Origin of the sequence: Streptomyces sp. NPDC048254, assembly GCF_043201895.1 — a bacterium.
In the GTDB taxonomy this organism is placed as follows: Bacteria; Actinomycetota; Actinomycetes; order Streptomycetales; family Streptomycetaceae; genus Streptomyces.
On the sequence record NZ_JBICZJ010000019.1, the window covers coordinates 122,486 to 137,806 of the forward strand.

A 15,321-nucleotide genomic window follows, 5' to 3' on the forward strand; every position below is an offset into this window, starting at 1 on the left:
GATGCACACTTGAGTCCGTTCCACTCAAGTCAGCTGGAGGAAATCACCATGGCACGTGCGGTCGGCATCGACCTGGGCACGACTAACTCTGTCGTCAGCGTTCTTGAAGGCGGCGAGCCCACCGTCATCACCAACGCCGAGGGTGCCCGGACCACGCCGTCCGTCGTCGCCTTCGCCAAGAACGGCGAGGTTCTGGTCGGCGAGGTCGCCAAGCGCCAGGCGGTCACCAACGTGGATCGCACCATCCGGTCCGTGAAGCGTCACATGGGCACCGACTGGAAGATCCAGCTGGACGGGAAGGACTTCAACCCCCAGCAGATCTCGGCGTTCATCCTGCAGAAGCTGAAGCGGGACGCGGAGGCCTACCTGGGCGAGAAGGTGACCGACGCGGTCATCACCGTCCCGGCCTACTTCAACGACTCCGAGCGCCAGGCGACGAAGGAGGCCGGCGAGATCGCGGGCCTGAACGTCCTGCGCATCGTCAACGAGCCCACCGCCGCCGCGCTGGCGTACGGCCTCGACAAGGACGACCAGACGATCCTCGTCTTCGACCTCGGTGGCGGCACCTTCGACGTGTCCCTCCTGGAGATCGGCGACGGCGTCGTCGAGGTGAAGGCCACCAACGGCGACAACCACCTCGGTGGTGACGACTGGGACCAGCGCGTCGTCGACTACCTGGTCAAGCAGTTCGCGGCCGGCCACGGCGTGGACCTCGGCAAGGACAAGATGGCCCTCCAGCGCCTCCGCGAGGCCGCCGAGAAGGCCAAGATCGAGCTGTCCTCGTCCACCGAGACCTCGATCAACCTGCCCTACATCACGGCGTCCGCCGAGGGCCCCCTGCACCTGGACGAGAAGCTCACCCGCGCCCAGTTCCAGCAGCTGACCGCGGACCTCCTGGAGCGCTGCAAGACGCCGTTCCACAACGTCATCAAGGACGCCGGCATCCAGCTCGGCGAGATCGACCACGTCGTCCTCGTCGGCGGCTCCACCCGTATGCCCGCCGTCGCCGAGCTCGTCAAGGAGCTGACCGGCGGCAAGGACGCCAACAAGGGCGTCAACCCGGACGAGGTCGTCGCCATCGGCGCCGCCCTGCAGGCCGGTGTCCTCAAGGGTGAGGTCAAGGACGTCCTGCTCCTCGACGTGACCCCGCTGTCCCTCGGTATCGAGACCAAGGGCGGCATCATGACCAAGCTCATCGAGCGGAACACGACGATCCCGACCAAGCGGTCCGAGATCTTCACCACCGCCGAGGACAACCAGCCCTCCGTCCAGATCCAGGTCTACCAGGGCGAGCGCGAGATCGCGGCGTACAACAAGAAGCTCGGCATGTTCGAGCTGACCGGTCTGCCGCCGGCCCCGCGCGGTGTCCCGCAGATCGAGGTCGCCTTCGACATCGACGCCAACGGCATCATGCACGTCACGGCCAAGGACCTTGGCACGGGCAAGGAGCAGAAGATGACCGTCACCGGCGGCTCCTCGCTGCCGAAGGACGAGGTCGACCGGATGCGCCAGGAGGCCGAGCAGTACGCGGAGGAGGACCACCGCCGCCGCGAGGCCGCCGAGACCCGCAACCAGGGCGAGCAGCTCGTCTACCAGACCGAGAAGTTCCTCAAGGACAACGAGGACAAGGTCCCGGGCGAGATCAAGGCCGAGGTCGAGGAGTCCATCGCCGAGCTGAAGGAGACGCTCAAGGGCGAGTCCGCCGCGGGCGACAACACAGCCGAGATCCGCACCGCCACCGAGAAGGTCGCGGCCGTCTCCCAGAAGCTCGGCCAGGCCATGTACGCCGACGCCCAGGCGTCGGGGGCCACCGCCGGCGCCACGCCTGCCGGTGACGCCGCCGACGACGTGGTGGACGCCGAGATCGTCGACGACGAGCGCAAGGACGGTGCCGCGTGACGGAGGAGACCCCGGGCTTCGAGGAGAAGCCCGACGTCCCCTCCGGCGCCACCTCCGACGACGCCGAGCCGAAGGCCGCTCCCGCACAGGGGGCGGCCCCGGCCGGGGACTCAAGCGCACAGCTGGCCGGTCTGACGGCGCAGCTGGACCAGGTGCGCACCGCGCTCACCGAGCGCACCGCGGACCTCCAGCGGCTCCAGGCCGAGTACCAGAACTACCGCCGCCGAGTGGAGCGCGACCGGATCACGGTCCGGGAGATCGCCATCGCGAACCTCCTGACCGAACTCCTGCCGGTGCTCGACGACATCGGCCGGGCCCGGGAACACGGCGAACTGGTCGGTGGTTTCAAGTCGGTGGCCGAGTCGCTGGAGACCGTCGCCGCGAAGATGGGACTCCAGCAGTTCGGCAAGGAGGGCGAGCCCTTCGACCCGACCATCCACGAGGCCCTGATGCACTCGTACGCGCCCGACGTCACCGAGACGATGTGCGTGGCGATTCTGCAGCCCGGGTATCGCATCGGCGAGCGCACCATCCGCCCCGCGCGGGTGGCGGTCGCCGAACCGCAGCCGGGGGCGACACCGGGGAAGGCCGAGGGGACCGAAGAGGCCCCCGCGGCCGGCGACGAGAAGGACAACGGCCCTGAGGAGGGCTGAAGTCGTAGAGATTGAGCGGAACACCGGAAAGGGGGCGCGTCGAGGATGAGCACCAAGGACTTCATCGAGAAGGACTACTACAAGGTCCTCGGCGTCCCCAAGGACGCCACCGAGGCCGAGATCAAGAAGGCGTACCGGAAGCTCGCCCGCGAGTTCCACCCGGACGCCAACAAGGGCAACGCCAAGGCCGAGGAGCGCTTCAAGGAGATCTCCGAGGCGAACGACATCCTCGGCGACCCCAAGAAGCGCAAGGAGTACGACGAGGCACGCGCCCTCTTCGGCAACGGCGGCTTCCGTCCCGGGCCGGGCGCGGGCGGCGGCAACTTCAACTTCGACCTGGGCGATCTCTTCGGGGGCAACCCGCAGCAACAGGGCGGGGGCGGCTTCGGCGGCGGTTTCGGCGACGTCCTGGGGGGCTTGTTCAACCGGGGCGGCGGCGCGGGCACGCGCACCCAGCCCCGGCGCGGCCAGGACATCGAGTCCGAGGTCACGCTCAGCTTCACGGAGGCCATCGAGGGCGCCACGGTCCCGCTGCGGATGTCCTCGCAGGCCCCCTGCAAGGCCTGTTCGGGCACCGGCGACAAGAACGGCACACCGCGCGTGTGCCCGACCTGCGTCGGCACCGGCCAGGTGGCGCGAGGATCCGGAGGCGGCTTCTCGCTCACCGACCCCTGCCCGGACTGCAAGGGCCGCGGCCTGATCGCGGAGCACCCCTGCCTCGACTGCAAGGGCAGCGGCCGCGCCAAGTCGTCCCGGACCATGCAGGTCCGCATCCCCGCCGGGGTGACCGACGGCCAGCGGATCCGGCTGCGCGGCAAGGGCGCACCGGGCGAGCGCGGCGGTCCGGCGGGCGACCTGTACGTCATGGTCCACGTCGACACCCACCCGGTGTTCGGCCGCAAGGAGGACAACCTCACGGTGACCGTCCCGGTGACCTTCACCGAGGCGGCGCTCGGCGGCGAGGTCAGGGTGCCCACCCTGGGCGGGCCGCCGGTCACCCTGAAGCTGCCCCCGGGCACGCCCAACGGCCGCACCATGCGCGCCCGTGGCAAGGGCGCGGTCCGCAAGGACGGCACCCGTGGCGACCTTCTGGTCACCGTCGAGGTGAGTGTCCCGAAGGACCTGTCGGGGAATGCTCGTGACGCGCTGGAGGCGTATCGCGAGGCGACCGCGGGCGAGGACCCGCGGGCCGAGCTGTTCGAGGCCGCGAAGGGAGCATGACAGAGATGGACGGCCGTCGACGCAGTGACAATTTTCGGGGACCTTATGAACTGACCGAGGAGACCCCGGTCTACGTCATCTCGGTGGCGGCCCAGCTCTCCGGCCTGCACCCGCAGACGCTGCGCCAGTACGACCGCCTGGGCCTGGTCTCCCCGGACCGCACGGCCGGGCGGGGTCGGCGCTACTCGGCCCGCGACATCGAACTGCTCCGCCAGGTGCAGGCGTTGTCGCAGGACGAGGGCATCAACCTGGCCGGCATCAAGCGCATCATCGAACTGGAGAACCAGGTCGCCGCGCTCCAGGCCCGTGTGGCCGAGATGGAAGCGGCCCTGGACGGCGCGGCGGCCGCGATGCGCCAGCGCGAAGCGGCGGTACACGCCTCGTACCGCCGTGACCTGGTCCCGTACCAGGAGGTCCAGCAGACCAGCGCGCTGGTGGTGTGGCGGCCGAAGAAGGCCAAGGACTGAGCACACGGGAAAGGGCCCGGAGGTGGTGAACCTCCGGGCCCTTTCCCATGCCGGTCACGGCTCCAGGATCGCCCAGTCCGCACCGGGCACCGACTCCGTGCCGTCGGCGTACAGCGCGGTCACCCAGTAGTAGTGGGTGGTGCCGGCGGCGGCCGTGGTGTCGTCGTAGGAGCGGTCCGTGGTGGCCGCCAGCTTCTCGTACGTCCGCGTGGCCGGGTTCCAGCGGTAGACCTGGTAGCCCGTCGCCGAGTCGACGGCGTTCCACGACAGGCCGACACCCGAGTCGGTCGGGTCCGTCGTCAGGGTGAGCGGGGAGCCCTCCGGGGTCGCCACCGACGGGGTCAGGTCCAGTTCGTCGACGGTGACCGCGGACACGGGCCCCAGCCATCTGCTGGAGTTGCCCGCGTTGTCGATCGCGTCCACCCAGTAGCAGGCGTGGTCGCCGTCCGGCAGCCGTACGTCCCGGTAGTGGGAGGTGCCCGCTGGCAGCCACGCCCACTCCGAGCCGGAGCAGACCTGCTCGTCGCCCTCCTCGCCGAGCACCACGCCCCGGTAGACCGCGTACCGCTTCAGGTCGGGCTCGGTGTTGTCGTCCCAGTCCAGCTCGACGCCGTACTCCGTGGCCGTCGCCGTCAGCCCGGTCACCTGGGCGGGCGGCTTGTCCGAGACCAGCGTGGTGACGGTCGCGGTGTCGGAGAGCGGGGAGACCTGGGGCCACTGCACGTTCTGCACCGCGTAGTGGTACGTCGTGCCCTCCTCGGCCGTGAAGTCGCCGCAGCTGTACCGGCGGGACCCGTCGGAGAGGGTGGTGAAGCTGGTCGTACAGGTCACCCACCGCGCCGTCGAGGTGTCCACGGGCAGCGTGGTCGAGCGGTAGACGCGGAACTCGTCGTACGGGGCGTCCTCCGGCTTCACCGTCCACTGGAGGGTCGCGCTGCCGATGCCCGCGGTCGCCGTGAGCTCGCGGGGTGCGGCCAGCGGGCGGGTCACCCCGTGGAGGTCGGTGAACGGCGACGCGTGGCCCGAGCCGTCCACGGCCGCGATCCGGTACCTGGCGGTCTCGCCCCGTGCGAGCGTGTCGTCGGTGAGGCTCACGGTGTACTTGAGCTCCCAGGACTTGGTGACGACGCCGTAGAAGTCGGTCCGCTCCACCCGGTACTTCACCGCGGCGTGCACCCCCGACCAGTTCAGTTCGGCGCCGGTGTCGGTGGCGGACGCGGTGAACTGGGCAGGCGCCTGCAGCACGGTGCTGGTGACGAGGGCGTCGGCGGTGCCGGTCGACTCGTTGCCCGCCTTGTCGTAGGCGCGGATCTCGTAGTAGTAGAGGGCGCCGGTCGCGGGCGGGGCGTCGGTCAGGGACGTGGCCGTGGTCGTTCCCACCTTCGTCCAGCTGGTGCTGCCCCGCAGGCGCCGGTAGACCCGGTAGCCGGCGAGGTCCATCTCCTGGTTCTTCGTCCAGTTCAGCTTCGTCGTGTTGGCGTCGCTGTCGTAGGAGACCAGCGGGTCCAGCGGGGTGAGGGGCTTGACCTTGTCGACGGCGGCCGAAGTGCGGGGCGTGTACGTGAACTTGACCTTGGCGGCGCCGGTCCAGTTGGCGTAGTCGATCCGCAGGGTGTGCCGGCCCTTGGGGATCGTCACGTTGACGGTCTTGCTCACCGTCTTGGTCGTGTTCTTCCACAGGTCGGTCTTGCGGCTGCCGTCGACGTACACCCGGATTCCGTCGAGTCCGGAGGCGGCGAGGGCGAAGGGTCCGCCGGAGCCGAAGTCCCGGGTCACGCTCCAGCGCACCCCGAAGTTGTCCTTGGGCAGGCCGGAGGCGGGGGCGCCGCTCCAGCTCTCACTGATCGCGGAGTCGCAGTCGGTCTTCTTGGGGGTGCCCTTGAAGGTGGTGTTCGCGAAGAACTGCCGTTTGTAGACCGGCGAGGTGCAGTTCGTGGCCGCCGAGGCGGTGCCGACCGCGCCGCCGAGCAGGGTTCCGGCGATGGCGAGCACCACGGTGCCGGCCGCGGTGCGTCTGGCTGGGTTCATTCGATCCTCTGGTCGTATCCGGTTGACGGGCGGAGCCGTCCCGATGTCGACTCATGAGGAAAGGAGTTGGTTGTACTGATCTTTGCCTGCCCGTGAACTCCCTTTGGATGGAGGGTCCGTAAAGGGTGTTTGCAGGGGATTCCGCATACCCTTCACAGAGACAGCGGAGCGTAGTGTTGCGCACTCGTTAAGTGGTTCCGCTTGACGCCGGGTGTGGCCTACGCGTTGTCTTTTCAGACATCTGGGTCGCAAGCAGTCCCATGTCCGGAACGCACCTGAAGTGAGCCCCCGAATGCGTCGTATAGCCATGTTTGTGGCCGCGTCCACGATGTCCCTCTCGCTCGCCGGCTGCGGCGTGCTCAACGCGACGGGATCGTCGACCACCGCGACCCCTACCAAGGGCAACGACATCACGGTCGGTGTGCTGATGCCGGACAAGATCAACACCCGGTACACCAACTTCGACTACCCGATCATGAAGTCGAAGATCGCCGAGCTCACCAACAAGCAGGGCCGGGTCGACTACCAGAACGCCGCGTCGTCCGCCCCCACGCAGGCGAAGCAGCTGCAGAAGATGATCGACGACAAGGTCGACGTGGTCATCCTGGACTCGGTCGACTCGCACGCCATCGCCGACACGGTGAAGAATGCCGAGAAGGCGGGCATTCCGGTCATCGCCTACGACCGCCTCGCCGAGGGCCCGATCGCCGGCTACGTCTCCTTCGACAACGAGCTGGTCGGCGAGGTGCAGGCCCGTACGCTCCTGGAGGGCCTCGGGCCGAACGCCGACACCTCCGACAAGGTCATCATGATCAACGGCTCGCCGACGGACCCGAACGCCAAGCAGTTCAAGACGGGCGCCCTGTCCGAGCTGACCGGCAAGGTGACGATTCCGGCCGACGCCATGTTCGACACCAAGGACTGGGACCCGCCGACCGCCGGCAAGGAGACGACCAAGGCGATCGACGCGATCGGCAAGGACAACGTCGCCGCCGTCTACTCCGCGAACGACGCCATGGCGGCCGAGATCATCAAGTCCCTCAAGGCGGCCGGCATCACCGACCTGCCGCCGGTCACCGGCCAGGACGCGGACCTCGACGCCATTCAGCGGATCCTCACCGGCGAGCAGTACATGACCGTCTACAAGCCCTACCCGGACGAGGCCGAGGCCGCCGCCGAGATGGCCGTCTACAAGGTGCAGGGCAAGGACATCCAGTTCGACGCGCTCACCCAGGACCAGGTCGACAGCCCGACCAACAAGGACATCCCGGCCCAGCTGGTGCAGGTGAACGCCGTGACGAAGAGCAAGATCAAGGACACCGTCGTCGCGGACGGCATCTACAAGATCTCGCAGATCTGCACCGCCGCGTACAAGACGGCCTGCGACGAGGCCGGCCTCAAGTAAGGCCCTGCCAACGGCCCCGTTCCCGGCAAGGGGAACGGGGCCGCTGTGCGCGCCTCAGAGGGGCGCGGGGCTGTTCCAGCCGGCTACGCGACCCGAGTGAACTCCACCGTCACCTCCGGCTCCCCGCCGGGAACCCCCCGGTAGATCCCCTTGTGGGGCGTGACGTCGTCGTAGTCCCGCCCCCGGGCCACCACCACATGCGACTCGTCGGCCCGCACCCGGTTCGTCGGGTCGTAGCCGCACCAGTCACCCGCCCAGTACTCGATCCAGGCATGGCTCTGCCCGGCGACGGGGCGGTGCAGCTCCGCCTCCCGCTCCGGGTGCAGATACCCCGAGACGTACCGGGCGGGCAGCCCCAGTCCCCGCAGCAGGGCGATCGTCAGATGCGTGATGTCCTGGCACACCCCGGCCCGCTGGGCCCACGCCTCGGCCGGTGACGTGTTCACACTGGTCGCGCCCGGCAGGTAGGCCACCCGGTCGGCCACCATCCCGGAGACGGCCACCGTGGCCTCGTGCGGCCCCAGCCCGGCCGCGGCCTCCCGTGCCTTCTTCACCAGCTTCTTCGGCACCGTCGTCCGGGACGTCCCGGTCACGAACTCCAACAGGCGTGACCCGCCCGACCGTTCGGCCACCTCCGCCCAGCCCGGCGGCTCCGGCAGCGGCCCCGGCGCCGAGGTCTCCACCAGGCTCGACGCCGTGATGGTCAGATCCTCATGTGGCTCCAGCAGGTCGAACCCGGTGACCTGGGTCCCCCAGTAGTCCCAGTACGACCAGACGGCGGTCGCCGGAGTGACGGTGACCCGCGCGTCCAGCGTGGTCTGCCCCGGCAGGGTCAGCGGGGTCATCCGGACCTCGTTGTGCGAGGAGGCCGCGGGCCGCGCGTACGCGACGCGGGTGACGTGCCGGATACGGAGGCGACGAGCCATCTCAGGCTCCTTCCTGGGCCCACTCGACGGGCCCCTGGTACGGGAAGAACCGCTCCGCCACCGCGTCGGCGGAGGCCATGCAGGCCTGCTGCAGATCCCGCAGCAGCACCGGCAGCTGATCCTCCAGGGTCTGCGTGTCCAGGTACTCCAGCCGGGTCCGCAGCCGCCCGACCGGCGACCGCGCCGGATCCTGGCGCGGCCGTCCGAGCGCGGCCAGACACTCCTCCGCCGTGGTCAGCGCGTGCAGCACCGAACGCGGGAAGTCCCGGTCGAGCAGCAGGAACCCGGCCACTCTCGGGGTGTCCCCGAACCCGCTGTGCACCCGCGCGTAGGCCTCGTCGGCGCCGCTCGCGCTGAGCAGCGTCGGCCAGTCCGGCGCGTGCGCCGCGTCCAGCACGCGCACCGACAGCAGCCGTACGGTCATGTCCACCCGCTCCAGGCTCCGGCCGAGGACGACGAACCGCCAGCTGTCGTCGCGGCTCATGGTGGAGTCGGCGAGACCGAAGAAGAGGGCGGCCCGGCGCCGTACCAGCTCCAGATAGGAGTAGGGGCCGGTGCGGCGGGCCGCCAGGCGCTGCCCGGCGAGGGCGTGCCAGGTGGAGTTGAGGCACTCCCACATCTCGGAGGAGACGGCCTCACGGGCGCTGCGCGCGTTCCGGCGGGCGGCGCCCAGCGCGCCCTCGATCGCCCCCGTCGAGCGGGCGTCGAAGGCGAGCTGGTCCAGGACCTGCTGCATGTCCACGGGCTCCGGGCCGGCGTCGACTCCGAGGATCGCGTACAGCGACCGGCAGGCCGTGTCCTCGTCGCGCCAGGGGTCCTCCAGCATCCGGTGCAGGTAGGCGTCGAGGATGCGGCCGGTGGCGTCGGCGCGCTCGACGTACCGTCCGGTCCAGGTCAGTGCCTCGGCGATACGGGAGAGGATCACGTCGTTCACTGCTGCGCTCCTTCCGGTACGTCGGGACGGGTGCCGTCGGGGCCCAGGAGGCGTGGCGCGATCTCCGGGACGACGGTGCCGGCCGGGGCCGGTACGGGCCGCTCGGCGGGACCCTCGGCGAGCACCCAGGTGTCCTTGGAGCCGCCGCCCTGGCTGGAGTTGACGATCAGGTTGCCCTCCTGGAGGGCGACCCGGGTCAGTCCGCCGGGCAGCACCCAGATGTCGTCGCCGTCGTTCACGGCGAACGGACGCAGGTCAATGTGGCGGGGTGCCATGCGTTCACCCGCGAGGGTGGGAGAGGTGGAGAGGGCGACCGGACGCTGCGCGATGAAGCCGCGCGGGTCGGCGACCACGGCTTTGCGAGTGCGTTCCAGGGTCTCGGCGTCGGCCTTCGGCCCGATCACGATGCCCTGTCCGCCGGCACCGTCGACGGGCTTCACGACCAGCTGGTCGAGCTGGTCGAGGACCGCCTCCAACTGGCCGGGTTCATCAGGTCGGTAGGACTCGACATTGGGGAGAATCGGTTCCTCACCGAGGTAGTAGCGGATGAGATCCGGGACGTAGGTGTAGAGGAGTTTGTCGTCCGCGATGCCGTTGCCCACGGCGTTCGCGAGTGTGACGTGACCGGCGATGGCGGCGTTCAGGATGCCGGGGCAGCCGATCACCGAGTCCGGGCGGAAGTGCAGCGGGTCGAGGAAGTCGTCGTCGAGGCGCCGGTATACGACGTGCACGGGCACCTCGCCGCGCGTCGTCCGCATCCACACCCGGTTGTTGCGGCACACCAGGTCGTGACCCTCGACCAGCTGCACGCCCATCAGCCGGGCCAGCAGGGCGTGTTCGAAGTAGGCCGCGTTGCCGGGCCCCGGGGTGAGCACCACGACCCGGGGATCGCTCGCCGCCCCGCCGGGCGCTGCGGCGCGCAGCGCGGCGAGCAGCCGCCCGGCGTAGCCGTCCACCGGCAGCACATGCTGCTCGGCGAAGAGCGAGGGGAAGATCCGGGTCATCGCCCGCCGGTTCTCGATGACGTACGACACCCCGCTCGGCACCCGCACGTTGTCCTCGAGCACCCGGAACTCCCCGGCCTCGTCCCGCACCAGGTCGATTCCGGCCACGTGGATGCGCACCCCGCCGGGCGGTTCCACCGCGTGCGCCGCCCGGTGGAAGTGCGGCGAGGACAGCAGCAGCCGCCAGGGCACCACCCCGTCCTCGAAGGCCCGGGCGTGCCCGTAGGCGTCTGCGAGATAGGCCTCCAGGGCTCTGACCCGCTGGGCCACGCCTCTTCGTACGAGATCCCATTCCAGGGCGTCGAGGATTCTGGGCACCAGGTCCAGCGGCCAGGGCCGCTCCTCGCCCGCGAAGGCGTAGGTCACGCCACGGTCGGTGAAGGCGCGGGCCATCTGGTCGGCCCGGAAGCGCAGTTCACCGGGCTCGATCGGCTGGAGTGCCGCCAGTACCGGCTCGTAGGCGGTCCTGACCTCACCCGGCCGCACAAACATCTCGTCCCACGCGTCGGCCAACGCGTACGCGTCAAATATGTCCGCCATGAAGGGACGTTAGAGCGGGCACGTAACGCGGTGATCACCGGCGGATTTCGGGGATTCGCCAGGTCCCCGCGTGACGTGCCCGCGAGCGGCCCTCCTCGCAACGCGCCACCCCCGTGGGCGCGTTGCGAGGGCCCCGGACCGATCGGGGGAGGCCGGTCCGGGCCCCTCCGGGTGTCCGGCGAACACCCGTGGTAAGCGACAGCCACGATGCTCCTGTGGTCCCGCCGCCACCACCGTCATCTTGTTGCAGTGCGGACTGCGGAGGCCGGGAGATACCCGGGCGCATCCGTCCATTACGGCACCCGGTGCGAGGGGAGCCGTGTTGCGGACCCGGTCCGGACCGCTCATAGTTGCGCTGCGGAAGAGGCAGCAAACCGGGGGTGGAATGGGCGATGGCCGGGCACGGGACGGAGAAGCATCCACACGGTGCCGACCGACTGTGCGCCGCCGGGGATCGCGTGTATTCCCGTGCCGTGCGCCGGGGCCGGGTTGCGCGCACGGACGCCGACGCGGTGCCCTGCCTGCTGGAACTGGCACTGCTGCACCCGGACCCCGACGACATGGACTGGCTGGTGCCGACCGCCCCGCAGGAGGTCATGACCCGGCTGCTGCGCGGGGTCTACGACGAGGTCACCGACAGCCAGCGGCGGATGGGCTCGGCGGTCGAGGCCTTCGAGTGGTACGCGGGTCTAGGCCGGCAGCTGCAGGCCGTGTCGGCCTCCGCCGAGGGCACGGCGGCGATCCGGGTCCTGGACGGGCTGTCACGGATCCAGGCGGCGATGGACCAGGCGACGGAGGCATGCACCAGCGAGGTGCTGACCGTGCAGCCGGGCGGTATCCGCCGTGAGTCGGAGCTGACCGAGGGACTGCACCGGGCGGTCGCCCTGCGCGGCCGGGGCGTGCGCATGCGGGACCTGTACACGCATGTCGCCCGGCACGGCCAGGGCCTGCTCAACTACCTGGAGCTGATGGGCGACGCGGTGGAGGCCCGGACGCTCGACGAGGTCATCGACCGCCTCATCCTCTTCGACCGCACGGTGGCGTTCATTCCCGCGAACGCCGACCGCACGATGGCCCTGGAGCTGCGCCACCCCGCCCTGGTCGAGTACTTCGTCACCGTCTTCGAACGGCTGTGGCGCCTCGCGATCCCGCTCACCGCCCCGCTCCCCGACACCGGCATCGAGGGCATCTCGCACCGGGAGCAGTCCATCGCGGCGCTGCTCGCAGAGGGCCACCAGGACGCGGTGATCGCCGAACGCCTGGGCATCAGCGTCCGTACCTGCCGCGCCCACATCGCCCGCCTCTCGGAGACGCTGGGCGCGGCCAGCCGTACCCAACTGGGCGTGCGGATAGCGCAGGTGGGGCTGGACCGGCCGCCGGGCGAGGCGAGCGGGGCGCCGGCCGTGATCAGCCTTCCTGATCAAGGATCCCCGAGCGTCCGATGAGGTAGCCGAGCTGGGCCCGGCTCTCGCTGCCGAGGGTGGTGGCGAGCTTGGCGATGTGGTCGCGGGCGGTGCGGATGTTCATGCCGAGGCGCTCGGCGATGACGGCGTCGGTGTGGCCTTCCACGAGGAGGGCGGCGATGGCTTGCTGGCGGGGGGTGATGCCGTTGACGGTGGGGCGTTGCTCGGCCTTGGGGAACATCGGGGTGGCCAGGCGCCAGAGACGGTCGAAGGTGGTGACGAGGTAACGGATCAAGGCGGGGTGCCGGACTTCGAGGGCGAGCGTGCCGTTCCGGTCGGCGGGGAGGAAGGCGATCGTGCGGTCGATGACGATCAGCCGGTCGGGCAGTTCGTCCAGGCCGCGCACCATGGTGTCGCCGTTCAGTATCTCGTTGTAGGCGACGACGCCCGGCAGATGGGCCAAGGAGTGCTGCATGAGCGTGCGGATACGGCCTCCGCGGTCCAGGAACCGCTGGTCCCGGTCGAAGGAGATCTCGCTGGCGGCGTCGCCGCGCGGGCCCACACGACCGGTGTGCGGCTGGACGCAGAGGAGTTCTCGGTCCGCCTCGGTCATGGCGTCGGTGATGGCGTCATTGATCCGTGCGGTGCCACTGTGCAGGAGCAGCGGCGGGATGTCGGTGCTCGTGTCCGCGATCGGGCGGAGGCCCAGCCGCAGCAGTGACTCCCAGGTGTCCACCAGGAGGTTCTCGCGGCGGTGGGCGTCCGCGATGCCGGCGCGGGTGGCGCGCAGCAGCCGGTTCAGGGCGATGGCGGGCGCCACGGGCTCCAGTCGGCCGAGGTCGTCCAGGGCCGGGTGCAGCAGACCGAGGTCGACGAGACAGGGCGCTTCGGCGGCGTCCCGGGCGGATATGTGTCCCTCGGCCAGGGCACGTTCGTACAGCTCGGTCCCCGCGGCGCACAGGCTCTCGATGCCGTGCTCGGTGTGCGGAGCCGATGTCACCCGGCCCCGCCCTCCTCGGGGAGCCTCTGGTCCAGGATCCCGGACTGCGCGATCAGGTAGCCGAGCTGTGCACGGCTGCCGCTGCCGAGCACCTGGGCCAGCTTGGCGATATGGGCGCGGCAGGTGCGGACGTTCATGCCCAGGCGGCGAGCGATGGCCTCGTCGACATGGCCCTCGACGAGCAGCTTCGCGATGGAGTGCTGGATGTCGGTGATGCCGTCGGGAGCGGTCTCGTAGGGGGCGCCGGCGCTCAGCGGGACCGCTCGGGTCCACATGAACTCGAACACCTTGACCAGGTAGCGGACCAGGCCCGGATGGCGCAGTTCCAGAGCGACCTGCTGGTCGTCCCGAATGGGGATGAAGGCGACCGTCTCGTCACAGATGATCAGGCGCTCCACCAGCTCGTCTATGGAGCGGTACTCCACCTTGCCGTCGGCGAGCTGCGCCGCGTAGGCCAGCTTCTCCTGGCTGTAGCGGGCGGTGTGCTGGTACAGGGTGCGGATCCGTACGCCCCGCTCTATGAGCGGCTTGTCGCGTTCCAGTCCGCGCAGCATGCTGCGTTCGGGCATCCGGTCGCTCGGCTGGACGGTGAGCATCTCCGTATGGCACTGGGCCGTGGCCAGGTTGAGCGCGGCGTTGATGCGCTCGCCGCCCTCCAGCACCGTGATCGACCCGCCGCCCGACTCCGACTGACCGCCGATGGACAGGAAGGGCTCGAAGGTGCCGGCGATGTCGGTGGCGAGCTGACGGCGTGTGCTGATCTCGCGCTCGATGGGATTGAGACGCTGGGCCAGTGCGATCGCCGGCGGCACCGGACGCAACCAGTTCGGATCGTCGGGGTCGGGATGCAGCAGGGCGGAATCCATCAGGCAGGGAGCCGGTTCCGCGTCCGCGCGAGCGATCCGTCCCGCGCGGAGCGCGGCCGCATACAGGCGACTACCCTCCGTGCACAACTCGTTCAAGGCGTGGGGATGTGTCGCATTTGAGTGACTTGTTACCAAAACTCCACCCCCCAGGGTCCTGAACATGCAGGAACATGATGCACCGATTGTGTGGCCACGACGTGCCCGAATGAGCCATCGTCGTACCTGACGGGGGAAAAGGGGACCTTCAAGTGAGGACGAAGCCGAAGATGCGTAACAAACTGCTTCGCTCGGTGCTTGTTGCCGCCTTCTCAGCCGTCGCAGCCCTCGGAGTACTCAGTGGCTTTTCGCCCACCGGGAAGAGTGAGGTTCGTGCGAACAGCAGCTGGCCGGCGGTGGCCGCGACCTCCGAGACTGCTGGCACTACTGATTCCGTGACCGATGGAGCCGGGAGCTGAAGTGACCACCCCACCCGACGACCGATCCTTCCGACGCGAGATGGCCACCGCCTACCGCTCCGGCTGGCACTTCATCGATCTGGTCACCGCCATCCCCCACAGCGGTGACTCGCTGATGGTGACCGTCTTCGGTGAGCCGGTCGTCGTCACGCGGGACGAGGAAGAGGACGTACGGGCCTACCGGTGTCTGCGCAAACCCCGGGGTGCGCCGCAGCCCGTGCGGTGCGCCGTCCGGTACGGAATGATTTTTGTGAATCTGGACCAACGGGACCACCGGCTGGCTGAGCCGGAGGTACCGGACGTGAGGACCATCTCGGCCACCCCCCGCAGTGCCTGACGCGATTCCCCCGTCGTAAAAGATCGCTCAGGTGCTTCCCCCCGCAGCGGCGTCACCGTGACCTGAACACGGTGACGCCGCTGCAGTTTTCGGGGGACATTTCGGCGTATCGGCCGGTTTCGGCCAAGGTTCACGGTGGCTGAAACCCGTCGACGGAACCCCGGCGGAACAGGGCGGCCACCC

The 15,321-nt window shown here is 69.6% G+C and carries 13 protein-coding genes; 7 read left to right on the plus strand and 6 right to left on the minus strand.

The window, feature by feature from the left end:
* Positions 1–48: 48 nt before the first annotated feature.
* The 4 genes from dnaK to ACGFZQ_RS39945 are packed head-to-tail and all read left to right on the plus strand — an operon-like array spanning position 49 to position 4,240.
* Positions 49–1,899, plus strand: coding sequence for a molecular chaperone DnaK (gene dnaK / locus ACGFZQ_RS39930; protein WP_393844531.1), 1,851 nt, complete (start codon positions 49–51; stop codon positions 1,897–1,899).
* Positions 1,896–2,552: a nucleotide exchange factor GrpE gene (grpE, locus tag ACGFZQ_RS39935; protein ID WP_351740612.1), complete on the plus strand. Its 657-nt coding sequence runs from the start codon at positions 1,896–1,898 to the stop codon at positions 2,550–2,552. Before dnaK ends, grpE begins: the two co-directional genes overlap by 4 nt.
* A gap of 45 nt (positions 2,553–2,597) precedes the next feature.
* On the plus strand, positions 2,598–3,773 hold the full coding sequence (gene dnaJ / locus ACGFZQ_RS39940) for a molecular chaperone DnaJ (protein WP_351740609.1): 1,176 nt from the start codon (positions 2,598–2,600) through the stop codon (positions 3,771–3,773).
* Between the two features lie 5 nt (positions 3,774–3,778).
* The gene (locus ACGFZQ_RS39945; protein WP_362574813.1) at positions 3,779–4,240 is read left to right on the plus strand and encodes a heat shock protein transcriptional repressor HspR; all 462 of its coding nucleotides are present in this window, start codon (positions 3,779–3,781) and stop codon (positions 4,238–4,240) included.
* Between the two features lie 54 nt (positions 4,241–4,294).
* On the opposite strand, the gene ACGFZQ_RS39950 is transcribed toward ACGFZQ_RS39945, so the two are convergent.
* Positions 4,295–6,268 (minus strand): PA14 domain-containing protein, encoded by a 1,974-nt coding sequence (locus tag ACGFZQ_RS39950; RefSeq protein WP_393844532.1) that lies wholly within the window; start codon positions 6,266–6,268, stop codon positions 4,295–4,297.
* A gap of 292 nt (positions 6,269–6,560) precedes the next feature.
* Here ACGFZQ_RS39950 and ACGFZQ_RS39955 point away from each other — a divergent pair, with 292 nt between their 5' ends.
* Positions 6,561–7,673 (plus strand): sugar ABC transporter substrate-binding protein, encoded by a 1,113-nt coding sequence (locus ACGFZQ_RS39955; RefSeq protein WP_393844533.1) that lies wholly within the window; start codon positions 6,561–6,563, stop codon positions 7,671–7,673.
* Between the two features lie 83 nt (positions 7,674–7,756).
* Here the strand turns inward: ACGFZQ_RS39955 and ACGFZQ_RS39960 are convergent, their stop codons facing one another.
* Genes ACGFZQ_RS39960 through ACGFZQ_RS39970 form a run of 3 tightly spaced genes read right to left on the minus strand, consistent with a single transcriptional unit; the run spans position 7,757 to position 11,077 of the window.
* Positions 7,757–8,599, minus strand: coding sequence for a transglutaminase N-terminal domain-containing protein (locus tag ACGFZQ_RS39960; protein WP_393844534.1), 843 nt, complete (start codon positions 8,597–8,599; stop codon positions 7,757–7,759).
* A 1-nt stretch (position 8,600) separates the two neighbouring features.
* The gene (locus ACGFZQ_RS39965) at positions 8,601–9,533 is read right to left on the minus strand and encodes an alpha-E domain-containing protein (protein ID WP_393844535.1); all 933 of its coding nucleotides are present in this window, start codon (positions 9,531–9,533) and stop codon (positions 8,601–8,603) included.
* A complete protein-coding gene (locus ACGFZQ_RS39970) occupies positions 9,530–11,077 on the minus strand; it encodes a circularly permuted type 2 ATP-grasp protein (protein ID WP_393844536.1) in 1,548 nt (515 codons plus the stop codon). The genes ACGFZQ_RS39965 and ACGFZQ_RS39970 overlap by 4 nt, the downstream gene beginning before the upstream one ends.
* 392 nt (positions 11,078–11,469) lie before the next feature.
* On the opposite strand from ACGFZQ_RS39970, the gene ACGFZQ_RS39975 reads away from it, so the two are divergent.
* On the plus strand, positions 11,470–12,522 hold the full coding sequence (locus ACGFZQ_RS39975; protein WP_393844537.1) for a LuxR C-terminal-related transcriptional regulator: 1,053 nt from the start codon (positions 11,470–11,472) through the stop codon (positions 12,520–12,522).
* Here ACGFZQ_RS39975 and ACGFZQ_RS39980 read toward each other — a convergent pair.
* Positions 12,485–13,480, minus strand: coding sequence for a helix-turn-helix transcriptional regulator (locus tag ACGFZQ_RS39980; RefSeq protein WP_393844538.1), 996 nt, complete (start codon positions 13,478–13,480; stop codon positions 12,485–12,487). The two genes, ACGFZQ_RS39975 and ACGFZQ_RS39980, sit on opposite strands and share 38 nt — an antisense overlap.
* Positions 13,477–14,508 (minus strand): helix-turn-helix transcriptional regulator, encoded by a 1,032-nt coding sequence (locus ACGFZQ_RS39985; RefSeq protein WP_382538411.1) that lies wholly within the window; start codon positions 14,506–14,508, stop codon positions 13,477–13,479. Before ACGFZQ_RS39985 ends, ACGFZQ_RS39980 begins: the two co-directional genes overlap by 4 nt.
* A gap of 333 nt (positions 14,509–14,841) precedes the next feature.
* On the opposite strand from ACGFZQ_RS39985, the gene ACGFZQ_RS39990 reads away from it, so the two are divergent.
* A complete protein-coding gene (locus ACGFZQ_RS39990; RefSeq protein WP_351708361.1) occupies positions 14,842–15,138 on the plus strand; it encodes a (2Fe-2S)-binding protein in 297 nt (98 codons plus the stop codon).
* The last annotated feature ends 183 nt before the right edge of the window (positions 15,139–15,321 follow it).